This window comes from Nocardia sp. NPDC058666 (genome assembly GCF_042714895.1).
Lineage (GTDB): Bacteria > Actinomycetota > Actinomycetes > Mycobacteriales > Mycobacteriaceae > Nocardia.
Window position 1 is genome coordinate 25,057 of sequence record NZ_JBHXRY010000011.1, and the last position, 16,165, is coordinate 41,221.

12 protein-coding genes are annotated in these 16,165 nt (G+C 63.2%); 6 read left to right on the forward strand and 6 right to left on the reverse strand.

Annotated features, from left to right (window positions below):
- Positions 1 to 31 precede the first annotated feature (31 nt).
- The 3 genes from ACFWVD_RS21785 to ACFWVD_RS21795 are packed head-to-tail and all read right to left on the reverse strand — an operon-like array spanning position 32 to position 3,257.
- A complete protein-coding gene (locus tag ACFWVD_RS21785) occupies positions 32 to 1,150 on the reverse strand; it encodes a lipase family protein (protein WP_379245528.1) in 1,119 nt (372 codons plus the stop codon).
- Positions 1,147 to 2,370, reverse strand: a complete 1,224-nt coding sequence (locus ACFWVD_RS21790; protein WP_379245530.1) for a cutinase family protein — start codon at positions 2,368 to 2,370, stop codon at positions 1,147 to 1,149. Before ACFWVD_RS21790 ends, ACFWVD_RS21785 begins: the two co-directional genes overlap by 4 nt.
- A complete protein-coding gene (locus ACFWVD_RS21795; protein ID WP_379245532.1) occupies positions 2,367 to 3,257 on the reverse strand; it encodes a hypothetical protein in 891 nt (296 codons plus the stop codon). Before ACFWVD_RS21795 ends, ACFWVD_RS21790 begins: the two co-directional genes overlap by 4 nt.
- A gap of 701 nt (positions 3,258 to 3,958) precedes the next feature.
- Between ACFWVD_RS21795 and ACFWVD_RS21800 the strand changes: the two genes are divergently transcribed.
- The 3 genes from ACFWVD_RS21800 to ACFWVD_RS21810 all read left to right on the forward strand — a co-directional run bounded on the left by ACFWVD_RS21800 (position 3,959) and on the right by ACFWVD_RS21810 (position 7,893).
- Entirely contained in the window at positions 3,959 to 4,729 is a 771-nt protein-coding gene (locus ACFWVD_RS21800) for a helix-turn-helix domain-containing protein (protein ID WP_379245534.1), read from the forward strand.
- 1,290 nt (positions 4,730 to 6,019) lie between these two features.
- Positions 6,020 to 6,577, forward strand: a complete 558-nt coding sequence (locus tag ACFWVD_RS21805) for a hypothetical protein (protein WP_379245536.1) — start codon at positions 6,020 to 6,022, stop codon at positions 6,575 to 6,577.
- Between the two features lie 149 nt (positions 6,578 to 6,726).
- The gene (locus ACFWVD_RS21810) at positions 6,727 to 7,893 is read left to right on the forward strand and encodes a hypothetical protein (RefSeq protein WP_379245538.1); all 1,167 of its coding nucleotides are present in this window, start codon (positions 6,727 to 6,729) and stop codon (positions 7,891 to 7,893) included.
- Positions 7,894 to 8,699: 806 nt separating this feature from the next.
- On the opposite strand, the gene ACFWVD_RS21815 is transcribed toward ACFWVD_RS21810, so the two are convergent.
- Positions 8,700 to 9,230, reverse strand: coding sequence for a hypothetical protein (locus ACFWVD_RS21815; RefSeq protein ID WP_379245540.1), 531 nt, complete (start codon positions 9,228 to 9,230; stop codon positions 8,700 to 8,702).
- Positions 9,231 to 9,379: 149 nt separating this feature from the next.
- Here ACFWVD_RS21815 and ACFWVD_RS21820 point away from each other — a divergent pair, with 149 nt between their 5' ends.
- From ACFWVD_RS21820 to ACFWVD_RS21830, 3 genes are all read left to right on the forward strand, one after another.
- Entirely contained in the window at positions 9,380 to 10,471 is a 1,092-nt protein-coding gene (locus ACFWVD_RS21820) for a hypothetical protein (protein ID WP_379245542.1), read from the forward strand.
- A gap of 249 nt (positions 10,472 to 10,720) precedes the next feature.
- On the forward strand, positions 10,721 to 11,035 hold the full coding sequence (locus ACFWVD_RS21825) for a hypothetical protein (protein ID WP_379245544.1): 315 nt from the start codon (positions 10,721 to 10,723) through the stop codon (positions 11,033 to 11,035).
- 369 nt (positions 11,036 to 11,404) lie between these two features.
- The gene (locus tag ACFWVD_RS21830; protein ID WP_379245546.1) at positions 11,405 to 11,725 is read left to right on the forward strand and encodes a hypothetical protein; all 321 of its coding nucleotides are present in this window, start codon (positions 11,405 to 11,407) and stop codon (positions 11,723 to 11,725) included.
- A gap of 590 nt (positions 11,726 to 12,315) precedes the next feature.
- On the opposite strand, the gene ACFWVD_RS21835 is transcribed toward ACFWVD_RS21830, so the two are convergent.
- Together ACFWVD_RS21835 and ACFWVD_RS21840 are read right to left on the reverse strand one after the other, a co-directional pair.
- On the reverse strand, positions 12,316 to 13,476 hold the full coding sequence (locus tag ACFWVD_RS21835) for a hypothetical protein (protein ID WP_379245548.1): 1,161 nt from the start codon (positions 13,474 to 13,476) through the stop codon (positions 12,316 to 12,318).
- A gap of 60 nt (positions 13,477 to 13,536) precedes the next feature.
- The gene (locus tag ACFWVD_RS21840; RefSeq protein ID WP_379245550.1) at positions 13,537 to 15,387 is read right to left on the reverse strand and encodes a hypothetical protein; all 1,851 of its coding nucleotides are present in this window, start codon (positions 15,385 to 15,387) and stop codon (positions 13,537 to 13,539) included.
- Positions 15,388 to 16,165 lie beyond the last annotated feature (778 nt).

Genomic DNA, 16,165 nt, shown 5'->3' on the forward strand with positions numbered 1-16,165 from the left:
TCTGGGATGGTGGGGTGCGTACGCATCGACGTCAGGTGACTGCGGGAGATCCGCCGCGGTCCGGTGGGCGCGCGAACCCCGCACGCAGGGCTTTGAGAGCGTCCGGGAGGCCAAGGGCGGCGGCGCTGAGGTGCGGGACGTCATATTCCGACCAGGACACCCGCACACCTCGGGAGATGTACTCAGCGAAGATCGTTCGAGCCGATTCGATCGGAACGAGAGTGTCCAGTAGTCCGTGATAAAGATGGACTGGTGCCAAAGGTGTTTTAGCCCCGAGGCATTCGTGGCTCAGCACGTGTCGCCAGACCGGGTCGTTCCAGGGGTCGGGGCGTTCACACCACACCGATAGTGGGGCTAGATACTCCACCAGCAGCCTCGTGAGATCGAGTTCGGAGGCCTCGGTAACCGCGCGAACCCCGACGTCGGTCAGCAGGTGATCGACCGGCAGATGGCTGTAGGCGCGCGCCAACCCAACCATGGCCGCGAACGCCATTCCCGACCACGGTCCGCCGTCGAGTCCGGTGATCAACGCACCCGGATCGCGGATGACCGCACCGGCGGCGATGGCCCGCAAATCCAGCTCCGGCGCGTACGACGGCTGTAGTTCGCCTGCGGCTGCGGCGATTCGGCCCCCGTCGGCATAACCCCATACCGCTACTGGCGCACGGTTGAGGCCGTGGGTGCAGACGGCACGAGCCAGGTCCAGCGCGGCGTGCGCGCCAGCGTGGGCAGCAAGGAAATGGTGGGGTCCCGCGCCGGTGATGCCCAGCCCGATACCGTCGGGGACTGCGACTTTCCAGCCTTGTGCCAGCGCCGCGGCGATGCCGCGGGCATCGGGCTCGGTGCCGGCGACCAGGAGTTGCGACGGGGCGCACCTGCCACCGAGTCCGTGAAATGTCGTGCAGTACACCACGATCGGCCGCGTAATCGCGCCGTTGCAGATCGCGGGGTTGGGTTCGAGGACGATGCCTGAGGCTGTGACGGGGTTCCCGAAGGTCGTGGTGGTCGTGTACACCAACTGCCAGGCCCTGCCCAATCCTGGCATGTGGGGTACGACGACGTCGCGTGTGCGCAGGACCGTGCCGTTGGCACCGCCGGGCTCCAGTTCCGTGTTGTCGTAGAACTCGTCGAAGACGTTGTCGTCGTTCATCGCTGGGCTCCCGCGAGGTCGTGGGCCAACGCGATCATCCAGGCGACACCCGAATCCATCTGCCCGGTGACGGCGTACGAGTTGTGGCGTCCGACTGTGTCGGCGAAACGCACCCACACGCCCGGATTCACCAACTCGGTGTTCTCCGCCGCCAACTGCGCCCAGGCTGCGCCGAGTTGCGCGATCAGCTTCGGCAACACCACCACCGGATTGGCGAACGCGGTGGCAACAATCTCGCCCCACCGCGTACCTGCCGCGGTGGCATCCGCACCAGGTACACGGGTGTCGCCAGCGGCTACCAAACGGTCACCGAGACCGGCTTGCGGTACGTAGTCGACATCGCCGTTGACTATCCGGAAGTCGTTGAGGATCACTGTGTTCCACGTGTCACCCAGCGCTTCCGAGAGCGCGGTGTTCAGCGTGGCGATCGCGCCGAAAGGGTTGGTCAGGTCGGCTTGGGCGAAGATCTGCGCGCCCAGGCGCAGCAGCGCAGCCTGTCCAGGTGCCGAGCACGCGAGGTCGCCGTCGCTGCAGATATCAGCCACTCGCCCCGTCAAGTTGCCGTAACCGTCGGGGTCGGTCGCGATCCCCGCTCCCCCAGCAGGTGCGGCCAGCACCTGCACTGCCGACACCGCGACACCCGAAGTGCCGGGTGCCGGGTCGGGCACCGTCTGGCCGGGCCGTCCGGGGAACACCGGTTCGTGCTGGCGTCGGCCGGGGTTAGCGAACAGCGCGATCCCGGCGACACGATCAGCGGACACCGGGCCCAGACCCGCACCGACGTCGCGTGCGAACTCCGAAACCGCTTGGGCACCTTGGCTGTAGCCGATACCAGCCAACATCGTGTTCGGACACGCTTCGACGATTTGCGTCGCCGCGGCATCGAGGTTGGTCCGCGCACCCGACACTGAACGCACGTACGGATCGGCACCGCCACCAGGAACGATGCCACCGAACCCAGCTTCATAGGCAATGTAGGCCCGCTGCACCAGCGTCGGGACCGTCGCCACCACCGGGCCGATCAACGATCCGACGACACCGGTATCAGCGAGGGGGTCTGCGGTCGGTGACGACTGGCCGGTGCCCTGGACGCCGAGGATGAACAGGGCAGGGCAACCATTGATCGGCACCGCAGCCGCCGGTCCGGTCGGTACGGCGGCGGTCAGTACCGCTGCCCCCACCATCGCCGCAGCCACAGCGACGGTGCGGCTCCCGGTCACTGGCCGACTCCGACCCCGGCACCGAAGCCAGCGCCGATCGTCCCACCAACAGCCGCGCCGACAACACCGGCCGGCACACCGAGAATCGCCGCACCAGCCGCAGCCCCGGCAGCAGCACCGAGCGCAGTACCCGCGACACCGCTGGTGGCTTGGCCGATGATCGGGACGGGGATCACGATTCCCAGCGCGGCACCGGCGATTCCACCGACGGTGCCCCCAACTAGTGCGCCGACAGTTGCACCAACCGCGGCAGCTGGTGCGCCGAGTACAGTCGCGCCAGCCGCACCGCCCAGTCCGGCACCGCCCAGGACCGCGCCGCTGACGCGATCGGAGCGTCCCGCCGGAATGCCGACCGAGTCCAACGCCGTCGCGACCTGCGCCTCGGCTCCTGCCGCGGTGTTGTTGATGGTGTCGCGGACTTCGATCGGCATCCAGTCAGGGCTCGGGGTCTGCCACTCCCCGATCCGAATCGTGTTCTCCGGCGGGGCAATCGGTGCGACAGGTTCGACCGGCTCTGGAAGGTGGAGCTGGTCGATCCGCACCGGCTCGACCGGTGCGGAGACGCTGGGCGCGGGCCGTGATGGGCCGTTGCGCACCTCGGCAGGCTGTTCGTAGTACGTCGGCGGGTTGGGTTCTGGTTGTGGTTCGGGTTCGACCGATGGTGGGGGCGTGGGGGTTTCGGTCCCGGGCTGTGGTGGGCTGGTGACGCCGCCTTGGTCTGCCACGGTGGCCAATGGACCACTCGCATGGGCCGGACCGGTTGCGCCCAGGGCGATAGCGACCGGGATCGCCGTGACCAGCAGCAAGACGTTGCCGCGACGGACGCCGGGAATGCGGTGTCGACCGCTGGTGGCAATTCCGCGAGTTGTGGGAGAGATTTCGGGCATGACGGGTAGACCCTTCTCGAAGGGTGAAGCAAAACGGGGATGCCGCAGCAGAATTGAAATCAGTGTGCGGCGAAACGTCGGATCGGTGCTTCCGGGCACCGCCGGCCAGGCAAGGCTGGAAGCGGCGGTGCCGTTCGGCGAGACGTCAGAGGAAGGCGAGCGCCAGGTGCAGCACCTGGTTTGCGAGGGCAGCGCCGTTGGCCAACAGTGCCAGTCCGGCGTTGACGTAACTGGCGATCACGATGGGATCCACAGGGTTTCCTTTCTCGGTGGAATATCTTTCCGTTCCATCCAATCCCCGAAACGCACTGCAGCGCTATAGCGTTAGTCGCTCACGTTTTGAGTGCTCATTAATGAGCACCTTAATACCCACCCCGAGCAGGAAATTTCCTGTTAAGTGCTCAAATATTTGGTCATTGATAACACCCACGGACAGTCCCGGTAGTGATCCCTACCTCATTGAAATTCAACCGTTTGACACCATTTTTGATGAACGGCGCCGTACGCGGAGCTCATTACTGCCGCGAACTTGCCGCACGAAATACCCTCTGGTAGAACCGATCTCATCACCAGCCAGCACGCTCCCAGCTCAGCATCCATATTGTGACCCGCGCCACGATTCTCCGGGGGGAGATATGACAGAGGGATTTTCAAGGCCACAACCACGCCGACGCCGACGCCGCGAACCAACCCGACCTCATGTGTCAATTCCGACGCTAGCCACCACCTGCCTGTGGATTCGACAGGACCAGGACCTCACCCGCGAAGAAGCGCAAAAACTGCTCGGATTCAGCATTTCTCACCTAGCACGCATCGAAAACGGATTCTCACCGCACCCGAAAACTCTCGAATTGCTCATCCGCGGGTACCGCCTGAACCAAGCGATGGCCGCCCACCTCCGAGACCTCGCCGCACCAGACGTCCCGCTGGCACCGACCCAAAGCCTGCGCACCTACGTCGCCACCGACCCCACCCTGACCATGAACCTCGACCGGCTCCAAGCCCGAGGCCTACTCGCCGCCTACACCGACCCGCTGTGGAATGTCCTGGCGCGCAACGACTCCTTCACACGCACCGTACGCGGAATCGACGAGAGCGAATCCATCGCATCGTGGATGTTCAGCCCCCACAGCCGCTCCATCCTCGTCGACCCCGAGGCCGAAAAGGCTTGGACCGTAGCCACTTTGAAAGCAACCATGGGCAGGTACCGAACCTCCCAACAAGCCCAGACCCTCGTCTCAGAACTGGGCCCCAACCCAGACGCCCAGCGACTCTGGGCCGCCAGCCTCAACGCGACCTCCGGCCGAGACACAACCAGCCCCCTACACACCGTAAACGCGTTCGGAAGACCGATCTCCTACCAGATCAACTTCTCAGATGGCGTTCGCGCTCACCACATCCAACTGATTACAGCCACGCCAGAGCCATACTCGGGTCCACCGGTCCATGCTGGCGACGGCGAGCGTCGATAGCTGGTGGATCGCGTCGTAGTCAACCGGAACCGACGGTGGCGGGCTGAGCCGTCCCAGATTTGATGCGCACCAGCTATTACGTACGACCGATCGATTGCGTGCAGCAGTCGCGCGGGCCAAGGGGTGGATGACCTGCGCGAACAGGTCCCGCCACAGCTGCGCGCTCGGGCCGCTCTCCAGCCGCCGACTAGATCACGTCTCCCCATGGGATTTTCGGTTCACGGCAGGTAGTCCGTCGGGTCGGGCATCATGTTCGCCGTGGCGGCTATCGGCAATCGAACCAGGTCCTGACGGACAACATGGAGGAAGTTCTGGAGCTGCTGTTGCCGAAATTCGGTGGCCGCGTAGTCACAATTTCTCCAAAACCACGGGAGCGTGGAGAGATATTGTTCCCGGTAGCAGACCGGAATTCCTTGGCAACCGGCGCTGATCGACGGCGAGCCCGTTGCGGAGCAGTGCCTGGTTGCTTAGATTCTCGCCCGAACCGTGCGGCCCGGCGCAGCGGAGATAGGTGAGGGTGTGGGTACAGGTGTTGAGATTCTCGCCGTGCCGCGAGGCTCGCTTCAGGATGACTGTCCTGTCTCAGCGAATCTGGCCAGGAACCGATCCCGCGACCTGCGGTTTGACCAGCTTTGGTGAGACGAGCGATGTGCAGTCGTGTCAGCGAACTTGGCCAACGTGGAATCCGGTCGGCGCTGACAGGGAATTACAACCTGCTTGGTAGAGGTTTCCGTGTTCATCTGCGCCGAATCGGTCGACGACCTCGGTACGGGTTCGCGCGAGTTCCGACTTCGGGCAGCGCTGCGCGATCCGGTCCTCGTCGATACCCAATTGGTCACACAGCTGCTGCATTCGAGGCGGACCGGAGGCGCCCCACCCGGTGACTAGCCCAAGGTCCGAAATGGTGTCCCAGTAGGGATTCCTTCGTGCTGGTGCATCATCCGAACCAGCGAATCGCAGTCGAAGTCTGGGCTCGGCGGCCACGCGCCGCAACAGGGCCAACGACGTACTCTTGGAGGTCCCGTAGCTCACCAGCATGTGTGCAGCGTCAGCGCGCACCGCACTGACCTGCACTAGGTATGTTCGGCGATCTGTCCATCGGTCATCACGCAGGCGATTGCTTCGAACAGCAGTCGGTAGTCCTGTTCGCAACACCAGCTGCCTTCTTGTTTGGCCGTCGCGATCATAGCTGAATGATGCACGTGGGCAACGACATCTAACCGAAGCCGCCGCACCGCTGACGATGCTCGGCTTTCCGCCAGCTGTTTCGCTGCGTAGAGTGCGGTAGCCATGGGGCTGGACCAGTTCATTTGCGCCGAGCACGGGTGGCTCTCCCATGTCGCTGTTCACGAAGCCGCTCACGCGGTGATCGCCCATGCGCGGGGGATCGAGTTCGTCGACATCACGATCGCCCATCCGGCCGCGCTTGCGGAATTGCTCGGCGGCGGGCCCGCGGTTGCCGGTGGCCTGCGACTGACCACCGCCGAGCACAGGTCATGGATGCCGCGACAACCCGACAGCGCACTCGACACACTGATGGCCGGTCACGTCGCCGAGAAGCTGGCCTTCCAGCACTACCTCCCAAACGGGCACTCCGGTGACTTGAAGATTTTGGCTATGGGAATGGGCTGGAGCCCCGATACCGACCCGGCGATTATCGATGTTGCCCTGCAGAACTCACGGGGGCGCCTGGAGCCGGAGATCGTCCAGCGCTACGCGGCGATAAAGCGAATCGTGGACGAGATAGGCCGCAGACTCGAGGTCGACCAGTACGGCAGCGACACCGGTTTCAACGCCGATCTGCGACTTCACGCCGAGGAAGTCATCGCCTTGATCGAGAACCCGTAGGCATGTGGGACGGTTGGGGCCAAACTGCGAAAAGTCACGCTATGGCGGTTGCCTCAAATAACGACTAATTATCTGTGGCAGACGGGAAACTGGGCTTCTGAACAGCGACCTGCCGCACGCATGTCCCCTCGTCACGGTAGAACTTACCCATGACCCGCGTCGAAGAGACCCTGCATCGATTGCTCGAGTGGCGACAGGGCCAAGCACCTTCCGAGCGCCTGGCCTCTCAAGTTCTCGCGACGGCAGGATATGAGGATATCGATCCCTCTCATCCACAAGGAGGTAAGGATGGAGGACGCGATGGCACCTGCACCAAAGACGGCAAAGCCTGGATCTACGCCGTCTACTTTCCCCGCGGCGAGCAGACCTTCAACGACATCAAGCAGAAGTTCGCCGGTGACCTCACCTCGGCTGCGAAGCATTCCCCCCACGGCCTGGCGTTCGTCACCAATCAGGAGCTCAGGCTCTCCCAACGCAACGAGCTACGTACCCTCGGCGAGGCGGCCGGCCTCGCAATCGATCTCTACCATCTCGAGCGGATCGCAACGATCCTGGACCGCCCTGCTATGGCCCCGGTCCGCAAGCAATACCTCGACATCGATCCAGAACCACACCCGGTAGAAATCGAGGTCGAGATCGCAGGGCAAGTGCGGTACTTCGTTCGCGATGATGTCGACGAGCTGCTTGGCGGCTGGCTCGAGTTCGGCGCCGAGAAGGGGCGAGAGCGGGGTGCTTCCGAACGGGACATCGACCAGTGGCGGGAGACCACCATCGAAGAGTGGCCCGCGCGCTTGGATGATCTGGCGGCACGGGCCTGGCCGGGGGTCCGGCTCGGCGTGCGCAACGTCGGAGCGGTCTACCTCACCCACGTGGAAGTCATAATCGCGATCCCCGGCGTCCGGGTTCTGGATTGTCTGGATCCGAACTTGTTCAAGGAGTCCAAGCTCCTGGTGCCTGTTTCAGCGAGCAAATCCCAGAGCGGCTCCTGGGGTGGGCTGGACTTCTCAGGCGTCGGCTACTCCGCCGATTTCGACTTCGAGATTCCACGCCTGAAGGACGATCCCGTCGACTGGGAGCAGGAAGGCGACTGCGCCATCATCAAGGTCAATCTTGAACGGCGGCCACCCGGACCCGGGTGGAAGAACGGCGACAGGGACTTCGTACTCGTACTGACCGATCCGTCCACGCCAACCGAGCTGACCGCGACATGGACAGTGACCGCCGAGGGTTTTGGTCGTGTCTACGACGGAACAGTGACGATCCCCACGCAAGGGCGGACGGTCAGCGACAGCTTTGGCGAACTCGAGCGCGCCTAGTCGAACGTGCGAATCGGGCGGCCCGAGCTTGCGCCCGTGCCGATCGCCGGGGCTGGCCGGAACCAGCCGCTCGGTGGGGATATGGGGTCGAGGAACATTCGCGCGGAATGCACAGGTGGCCGGGCCTCGGGGGTTGGGATTGTAGATCCAACCGACGGGCGAATCGTCCCTGCAATCGATCTGGGAGCCCAGCCACCCACTCCGCGCCTGGCCGCGCCGCGGAGCGCCTCATAGCTGGTGCCAGAGAGATCGGCTAACCTGCATAGTGTTGGGGACGTATCGTTTGCTACACGTAGCGATATCGCCACGCACGAGATGCGTAAGGTGCGTAAGGCCCTGCCAGAGACACGGAACCCCGGTCGCGAAGGCGACCGGGGTCCGAGACTGCGAGACGGACGCTTTCCTAGGGCGTCGATCCGTCAGCCGCAGTGGTTAGCGTGTACCGACTCGGCCGGTCCGGTCGGGTCGGTACACGGCTGCTGGGGCGCCAACCAGAGGGTCAGCAGCACCGGCAGACATGAGACCGTGACGGCCTGACCGAACCGAAACAGCCAGAGCAACTTGCTGTTCGGCCGGTCCTCGCTGGGGCCCGAAGGCCCGTCCAGTTTGTCCTCGCACATCGAAATTCTTCACCTCCTCCATCGCGCTCGTTTGGGATATTCCGCGTAGGAGCTGGGGGTGGTGCAGACTCTCGCCTGTGCCCGGTCTTCCTGGACGATCAATATCCTACTGAGGGAACAACTTACAAGCCGATTAGCCCAGGTGGATGGCGAGTCGCGCGGCGGACCGGGACGGCCAGGAAGCCATCACAGCCCAGCGGGGTCGACGATGCGCCAGGGTCCGCCACCGGGGACGGTGGTGATGACCCCGGTGCCGATCTCGTCATGGCCACGCAGGTCGGGGTCGACGACGAACCCAATGCCGCCGGTGAGCCGGATCATGTCGCGGGGCCAGAAGATCGTGTCGTGGGTGGTGACGCCTTTGACGCAGCCCATCAGAGGAAGCTTCCGCTCGATCACAGCTTTGGCGGTCGCCTCGCTGATGTTCCAGGTGCACACGATCGCCCGGGCGCGCTCGGTCGGAGTCAGGCCAGCAACGTTGAGGTAGTCGTAGCCGGCGTAGCGGCTGAACAGGACCGGTGGCAGGGTAGATAGATCGTAGACAGGCTCTACACGCTCGGCGAGAGGGCCGAGGGACACCCCGAGGTAGGCGACGGGCCGATCCGGCCGATAAGGGTAGTTGGCTAGGAAGTCGGCGACCTCGTCGGCGTCGAACCGGCGGTGGTGGCCGGTACTGCGGTCGGGCAGCAGGTTGGACGCGGCGACCCCCGGACCCACTCCGGGCCCCAATGTGGAATGGGTTCGGGCCTGAACTGACCCGTGACCAATCACGGCGGTTTCCGCCAGCAGGGGGAGTTGGTGATTGGTGTGTCCCGCCTCAGAAAATCCCGCGACGCTACGTGCTTGATCCGCCAGAATGGGGAGTCGTGACCCAATTCGACGACCCGGTGCGCCCGGGGCTACTCGCGGTAGGACAGCTGAAACAGGCACTGACGCGCGATCTCCGCGACGACGTTGTCGGGTTCACGTGGTGGGTCGGATACTCGATGCCGATCGAGGCGCGCGGGTGGTTGTCGCACTATCTCACCAACGCCGTCGGGACGGTCGGCACCAATCTCCGTGACGCGGCCGTGCACTTATGGAGCTACGAGGAGGCGGTGCAAAAAGAGAACATCTATTTTGCCCGCCAACGGCGCAAGTCGGCAGGGCCACCAAACCTGGTAGAACGCAACGGCATGGATTGGCGACGTCTCGCGCATATCGATGCTGAACGCGCCGGCTTCTTCCGTGCCGTGGGCTCGGTCCTCGACACGCTGGCCGCGGTGGTCGTTGGGGTCGGCGCGATCAATGTCAACATCGTCAAGGCAGATTGGGGCACGCTCAATACCATTGATACAGCACCCACCTATCCCCGTACATCCGGACAAAACGGTCGCGGCGGCCAGCTGCGAAAGCGCCTCGCCGCCGAACAGACGGAGGGAGGGCTCGCCCAAGACCAGCTGCTTCGCTCAGCACGGGGTGCAGCGGCTGCTGCGGGTCCAGCTGGGTGGGAAACCTGGGCTCAGGCCACGCGCAACGGATTCGTGCACCGAGCCCGCTGGACCGACTTCTTGGTGCAAGTCGACAAGCGCAAGCCCGAAGCCGGGACCTATTCGTTGCTGCCTCGACAGCCCGAACTTGTCCAAGGCTTCGAGTTGCAGCGAGTCGACGCACTCCCCGATGTCTGCTTGACCGAGGATGCCTCGATAACGATGCATGGCGTGCTCGGGTCTGTCACACCGGTTGTGCAGGCGGTGACTGCTGAGTGCCAAAAGTTGTGGGACAGGCGCCAGATGAAGCCAGCGATGCTGCCCCAGCCCCATGCTGACAACTGGCTGCCCGCACCGGCGCCACCGTTCGCTGGTTATGACCCGGGAGCTGCGAATGCAGCCCTTGCCCAAGCGAAATCAGTGCATATGGGCCCTGGTGAATCCAAACTGCTCAACGCGCTCCATCGACCGCAACAGCCGGGGCGCTAGCAGCCTCGGCGAGTAAGGCGGGCGGTATGAGGTTGTTCGTGAGGCAAAATGTATTCCCAAATCCGTTGCAGGCCAGCAGGTTCGTAATTCACTTGGTCGACACGGAGAGGTGTGCATTACCGCAGCTGTGGCAGTCCGGCTCGCGACTCTAGTTCAGCATTGTGACCTGACCAGCGATCATGTGAAGCTGAGAAGCCGTGCGGGAAAATTCCCTGCCGTGTATCGCATGCTCGCACGTAGTATCCGGGCGTGACCAGCGATGCCGACTACGCGCGGCAGATTCGATCGACCTTCGCGACGCTCGAGCTGTGGCGGAGCGCGGCCGCAACCGTGTTCAGGCCCGAGCCGGGCAGCCAGCTGCGTGTCGACGACCTCGACTGGCCGCCTGCGCCGGTTTCGGCGGTTGCGCATCAGGGTCTGTCGGTTGCGGTGACACATCTGCAGGCGATTCGTGCTCACCTGGATCCGGAGTCAGGGCAGGGACAGCTGTTTCCGCTCGCGCAGGCCACGCTGTGTCGTGGTGGCTGCTGTCGCTGCGGGTGTCGGTGTTCGGGCTTTCCGTGACCGGAATATGGCCGATCTGTCGGGGCGTGTCGTGGTCGTTGGTGATTCTCGGTCCGAGGAGGGCGGGGGCTGTTCGGTCATGGTCGGTGGGCACCCGCTCGGGGTTGATGCCGTCGTGGCGTTGTACACGTTGGTGGACAGCGACACTGTCGGAGACCGGGTCACGAGTACCAATCTGCCCGCAGGCATGTACGCCCGTGGGCTCGGCGGGATGGTATGCGCATTCCCGTTCATACTGTCGCGACCTGATCGCACGGCTGAGAATTATCGGCTGACAGTGACTACTCGACTAGGAAGTACGGATGTGACCACGCACTTTTGGGATCTCCCGGCCGATAAGATCTTCGGCGCCCCGATCGAGGTAGAACTGTGAGCCGCGACGAGATGACAAAATCACAATTGGCAGTGGTACAGGCGTTGTTCACGGTCGGGGTGTTGTTGTTGCTGTCCGGGATCGGCGTGTTCGCGCTGGTGTCGATGCTGCTCGGCGTTGCGATAGTGGTTATCGGTGCTGTCACGATGGTGGGGACGGTGGTGGCATGGTCAGCGTTGGAGCCGCCCAAGACCGCCGAGGAGGCAGCTCAGAGTGCTGCGATGACCAAACGTGGTTGGCTGCCATTCTGGATCGGCATCGCCGTACTGTTCGTAATCGTGATGGGCGGCGGCGCGATCCAGGTGATGCTGTCGTGACGGTGGTGACGGTTACCCTCGGCGCCTGAATTTCGAGGTTGGTGCGCGTGTGCGGCGTAGACGACGCTCATGGTGCCGCGTGCAGACAGGCTTGATGCAAGGCACCGATCGCCGCCGATCTCCTCTCGGCCACCGCCACCGCCACCGCCACCGCGTTCACCGGGATCGGTCCCTGCGCTCACCCAGACCTTCAACACCGCCACCACCGGGGTCGGCACCACGACCGCCACCGGCGATCCGGCCCTCCGGAACGACCACGCAGCCGTGTACCTTGCCACCGGCTACGACAACGGCCGCCCCATGCAGACCGACTGGATCGACGAGGCTATCGACCGCACGAAGTAGCCAGCGCGACAAAGTCACCCACAGCCAACAGCGCACCGCCCGGTGGTGTCGAGCGAATTGCTCGGCACCACTGGGCGGTGCAGTCGGCCAAACGGGTCAGCAGATCTGCGGCGGCCCAACGGCTTACGGGTTGAACACGGTCCGTTCGGTACGCCAATCTGACAGTTCGAGCGCCGTCGTCAAGCCCTGCTACTGCACCTCACAATTTCCTGGCTGGCGTCCGGGGTCGTGTCGACCGTGCGATATCAGCTGACCATGCCGACGGACGCGTCTATCGTGTAAATGGTGCCTCCGCTGTCGGAGACTGAGCCCTCGAGCGGTTCGAGCCACGGCAACGTCACTGACTCTCGTATTATCCGCCCGGTCCGTAGATCGTATTGGGTGAAGGTTGGAGTGCCTCGATGGTTGATCGCGGAGACGGTATTGCCCGCGACTGACGCTGATGTTTCCTCGCCGAGGTCGGGCAACCTCCACTCTTTGTTGACTTTCGATGATCCATCCAAACCAACCGACAGCACCTCATTCTCGTGGGTGATCCAATAGAGTCGATCTTCGACGATCGTGAGCGCCCCCGGCCGCGTGTTCCAGGCGTACTCAGGCATGTCCAATGGCGTTTCAGTCCGTGAACCGTTAGTGGTGTCGATTCTTACCAGGGTCGGACTGAGGCCTCCACTCTTGTTGGTGATCAACTCTTCGGACCCATAGAGCACCAGCATTTCTCCTCGATCAGTGCAGGTCGCCGAGGATATCGGCCTATATCCTGGATCATGGCGCCATTCACTTACTGCGACAGCGTCGCCATTAGGCGGGATTGCGTAGAGCCATTGCTGTGTCGGGGCCCCCGAGGAACCTACATACGACTGGCGGACCACTGCAAAGTGCTTGTCCCCGCAGTATCCAGCCGAGCCGACGATGCCGGGTACGGATCCGACGCGCGATGTGTGGTCGGGGCCAATCGATACGTATCGGTTGGTGTATTGGTCATCTATCACCCCGCTGTTGAACCAAATGGTCGCCGCGCCTGTACGAGGATCATTGGCAGCGGCCTGGACGATGAGTTCCGCATCGATCGGCACTGCGAAACGACCGGCACCGTCGAGCGTGGTTACCGAGCTCCCGGCAACGGTGATCAGCCGCTGCCGGGAGACCAGTAGCCGGTTGTTGGCGATCGCGACACCATCCAACCGCGAGACTACTTCGCCCTTCGCATCGAAGAGGAAGACCCGTGTGCGGTCCTTGTCTCCGATGGCGTCCCAGCCGTTTGGTCCGACCGAAACAGCTCCCACGACCTCAGCCCCCAGCGTGTCTGACGGGCCTCCTGGATACTCACGCTGCGCGCACGAAGCGACAGCCAGGAGGGTCACCGTTGAGGCCAGTACCCGCGCCAGCGGACGAAGTTTTACCATGAGCGACAGCCATCCTTGCAATAGGCAGTGTGAGAGTTTGATTTGTTCCGGCCGGATCGCTCAGTAGCGCGTTAGCCAGGACGATCTAAAGACCTCTTTTGGATACACTCCGGTTGATATATGTTTCGCTACCGGATCTCGCAGGTCTACGTCTTCGTTCGATGCATGCATATACGATGCCCAGACGATTTGCGCGCAATGGTATTGCTCATCTTCGATGTTGTCACTGAAGGCAAAGTTGTTGTTGTACCCTTTGCCCTTCTTCGAGAGGGCGAATGCGACGGCCTTCGCGCGAATCTCGTCGGACGTGTTGACCCACGCGAGCTTGGGGTTGCGCATTTTTCTCCGCACGCCCGTGGGTCCGGCTGGGGAATTATCGATCTCGAAGACGCCCTTCGAATTGTTGGACTCGACTGTGTTCGTCTTCGAAACGAAGATTGCCATATGACCGTGATTGATCCAACTTACGAGTCCGCTTTCCAAGCTCGAGTCGGCGTAGAAGATATCGCCGGGGCCGCGCGCGTCAGGAACGTCTTGCATATCGTCTTCTGATGGAGTGTCGCTGGTATTGCCGATCTCCGTGTACTCCCTGCCTTTTCGCAGGGTCTCATTGAGCACATCGATGACAGGCTTTGCCATCCGCTGAGCCCACGCTTGTGCCTCGGCGATCATCTGCTCGGCAGTAGTGCCAGGATTGAGGTAGGCGAGCTCGGTGGCAGCAGGACCCGGAGCGGTGATCAGTCCACCTTGAAACTGCTGCTCCACAGTGACGTTGGCGTCGCGACTGGTTTGATCTCCGATCGGGAAGCCATAAGTGCCGCCTTCGTACCCCGATTTCGCCCACTTGTCGAGGACACCACCGACCACAGGATGGGCACCACCCGCACCTGACCAGTAAATGACACCTCGCTCGAAGGTGTTGAATCGTCCGCCGCCGACTGCCGTGCCGGTTTCGTCGCTGCTCGGATACCCGAGAAAGCCACCTTCCCAGCCGGTTTCGCCCCACTTGTCACGGATGGCACCGGCGACGAAATACGCCTCGTTCAGCCGCCAGTAGACGGTACCGCCGTCGAAATACTGGCGACGCCCTATCCCGTCCCCGTTGACGAATTCATCAGAGGTCGGGTAACCAAGAATACCGCCTTCCCAACCGTTGCGCTGCCACGCAGCGAAGAAGTGGTTCGCCACCGGATGCGCACCACCCCACGGAGACCAGTAGATCGGCCCGTTGGTGAAGGTATTTCTCCTACCAACACCGTCCGGGTTGGTCAGCTCGTTGCTGGTCGGCCAGAGCAGAAAGCTGTTCGGACCGCCGAGCTCGTTGTACTTATCGCGGATCGCGCCACACACCTCATACGGAGCGGGCCAATAGACTTGACAACCCGGCGCGACCATCACCGTTGCCCCACCCTCGGTCGAATCCGCCGACTTCACTGCGGCTTCCATGGTTTCGGCCTTGTCGGCTTGTTCCTTGGTGAACCCGCCGGGGACCTCCTCGCAGTCCGACCGCATCTTGCCCGGTGTGACCTTGCGGTTCGGATTCTTTGTCGGTGCCCACTTTTCGGGCTTGTTTCGCTTGCCCGGCGTCTCCGAGATGCACCCGACCGGTTCTGGTTCGGTCAGGGTTACCGGCGGCGCGGAGGTGACAGTCGTGGTGGACGGCGGCGCGGAGGTCGTCGTGGACGGCCGTGCTGTCGGCCGTTCGGTGGTCGTAGGCGCGTCCGCGGGTTCGGTCGTAGCCGAAGACGATTGAGCGGGCTTCGATGGCGTTGCCTGCGGTGTGCTGGTTGTGGTGGTCGCCGACGGTGCTGCCGAGGTCGGCGGCGTAGTCGATGGGGCATTCGGGTCGCCCCACGCGGTCGCTGTCGACATCACGACCGCGCACACGATCATGGTGGCCAGTGAAGACACCGCGACTGTTGTTGGTCGCCCTCGCGGAGGGCTCGTATTCGGAAACCATTTCATACCAATGCCTTTCGATCCGGAGGAGCATCTCAGCTGGGTTGCTGATCGGAAGCTCCAGTCCCCAAACCGGGCGTAACAGGCGCCCTGTTACAAACCATGAAATACATCACTCTTTGAACGGCTTGGTCCGCGCGTATCGATGAGGTCTGGCGAACACCGGAACTATCGCCTGGACGGCCGTCGAAACCCTCGCCAAGGGCGACCCCGTCGCCGCGTTCCTGGCGCTGACCGAGCTGGCACCGATCGCCGCCGACCTCCTCTCGGCCACCGCCAGCCTGTTCACCGGGACCGGATTCCCTACCCTCACTCACCTACAACACCGCGACCAACACCACCAGGACAGGCGTTCCGACCCCCCAGAACAGCGACGGGGCGCGGTTCGACACCACCGGCTACGACACCGCCGCGCCCGCGCTGACCGAGTGGATCGCCGGGGCTATCGACCGCACGTAACGCCGGTGCAGAGATCGCGGTAGAAGCAGCCGAGGTCGAACGTCGGGAAGTGCAACCCGGCATGCACTGCAAACATCCGCGGAACTGATCGACACCTCTCCACGACACCGACCCTTTCCCACACGCCCGAAGCTGTGTCGGCGTAGCCGCGCTCAAGGGCTACCTCGCCCAAATCACCTCTAGCGCTGCTTAAGCCGCAACCAACGAGGCAAATGAGTTCACCAGAACGCCGATCGAACTACTCGCCGCCCCACTGCCTGCTCCGACAGCC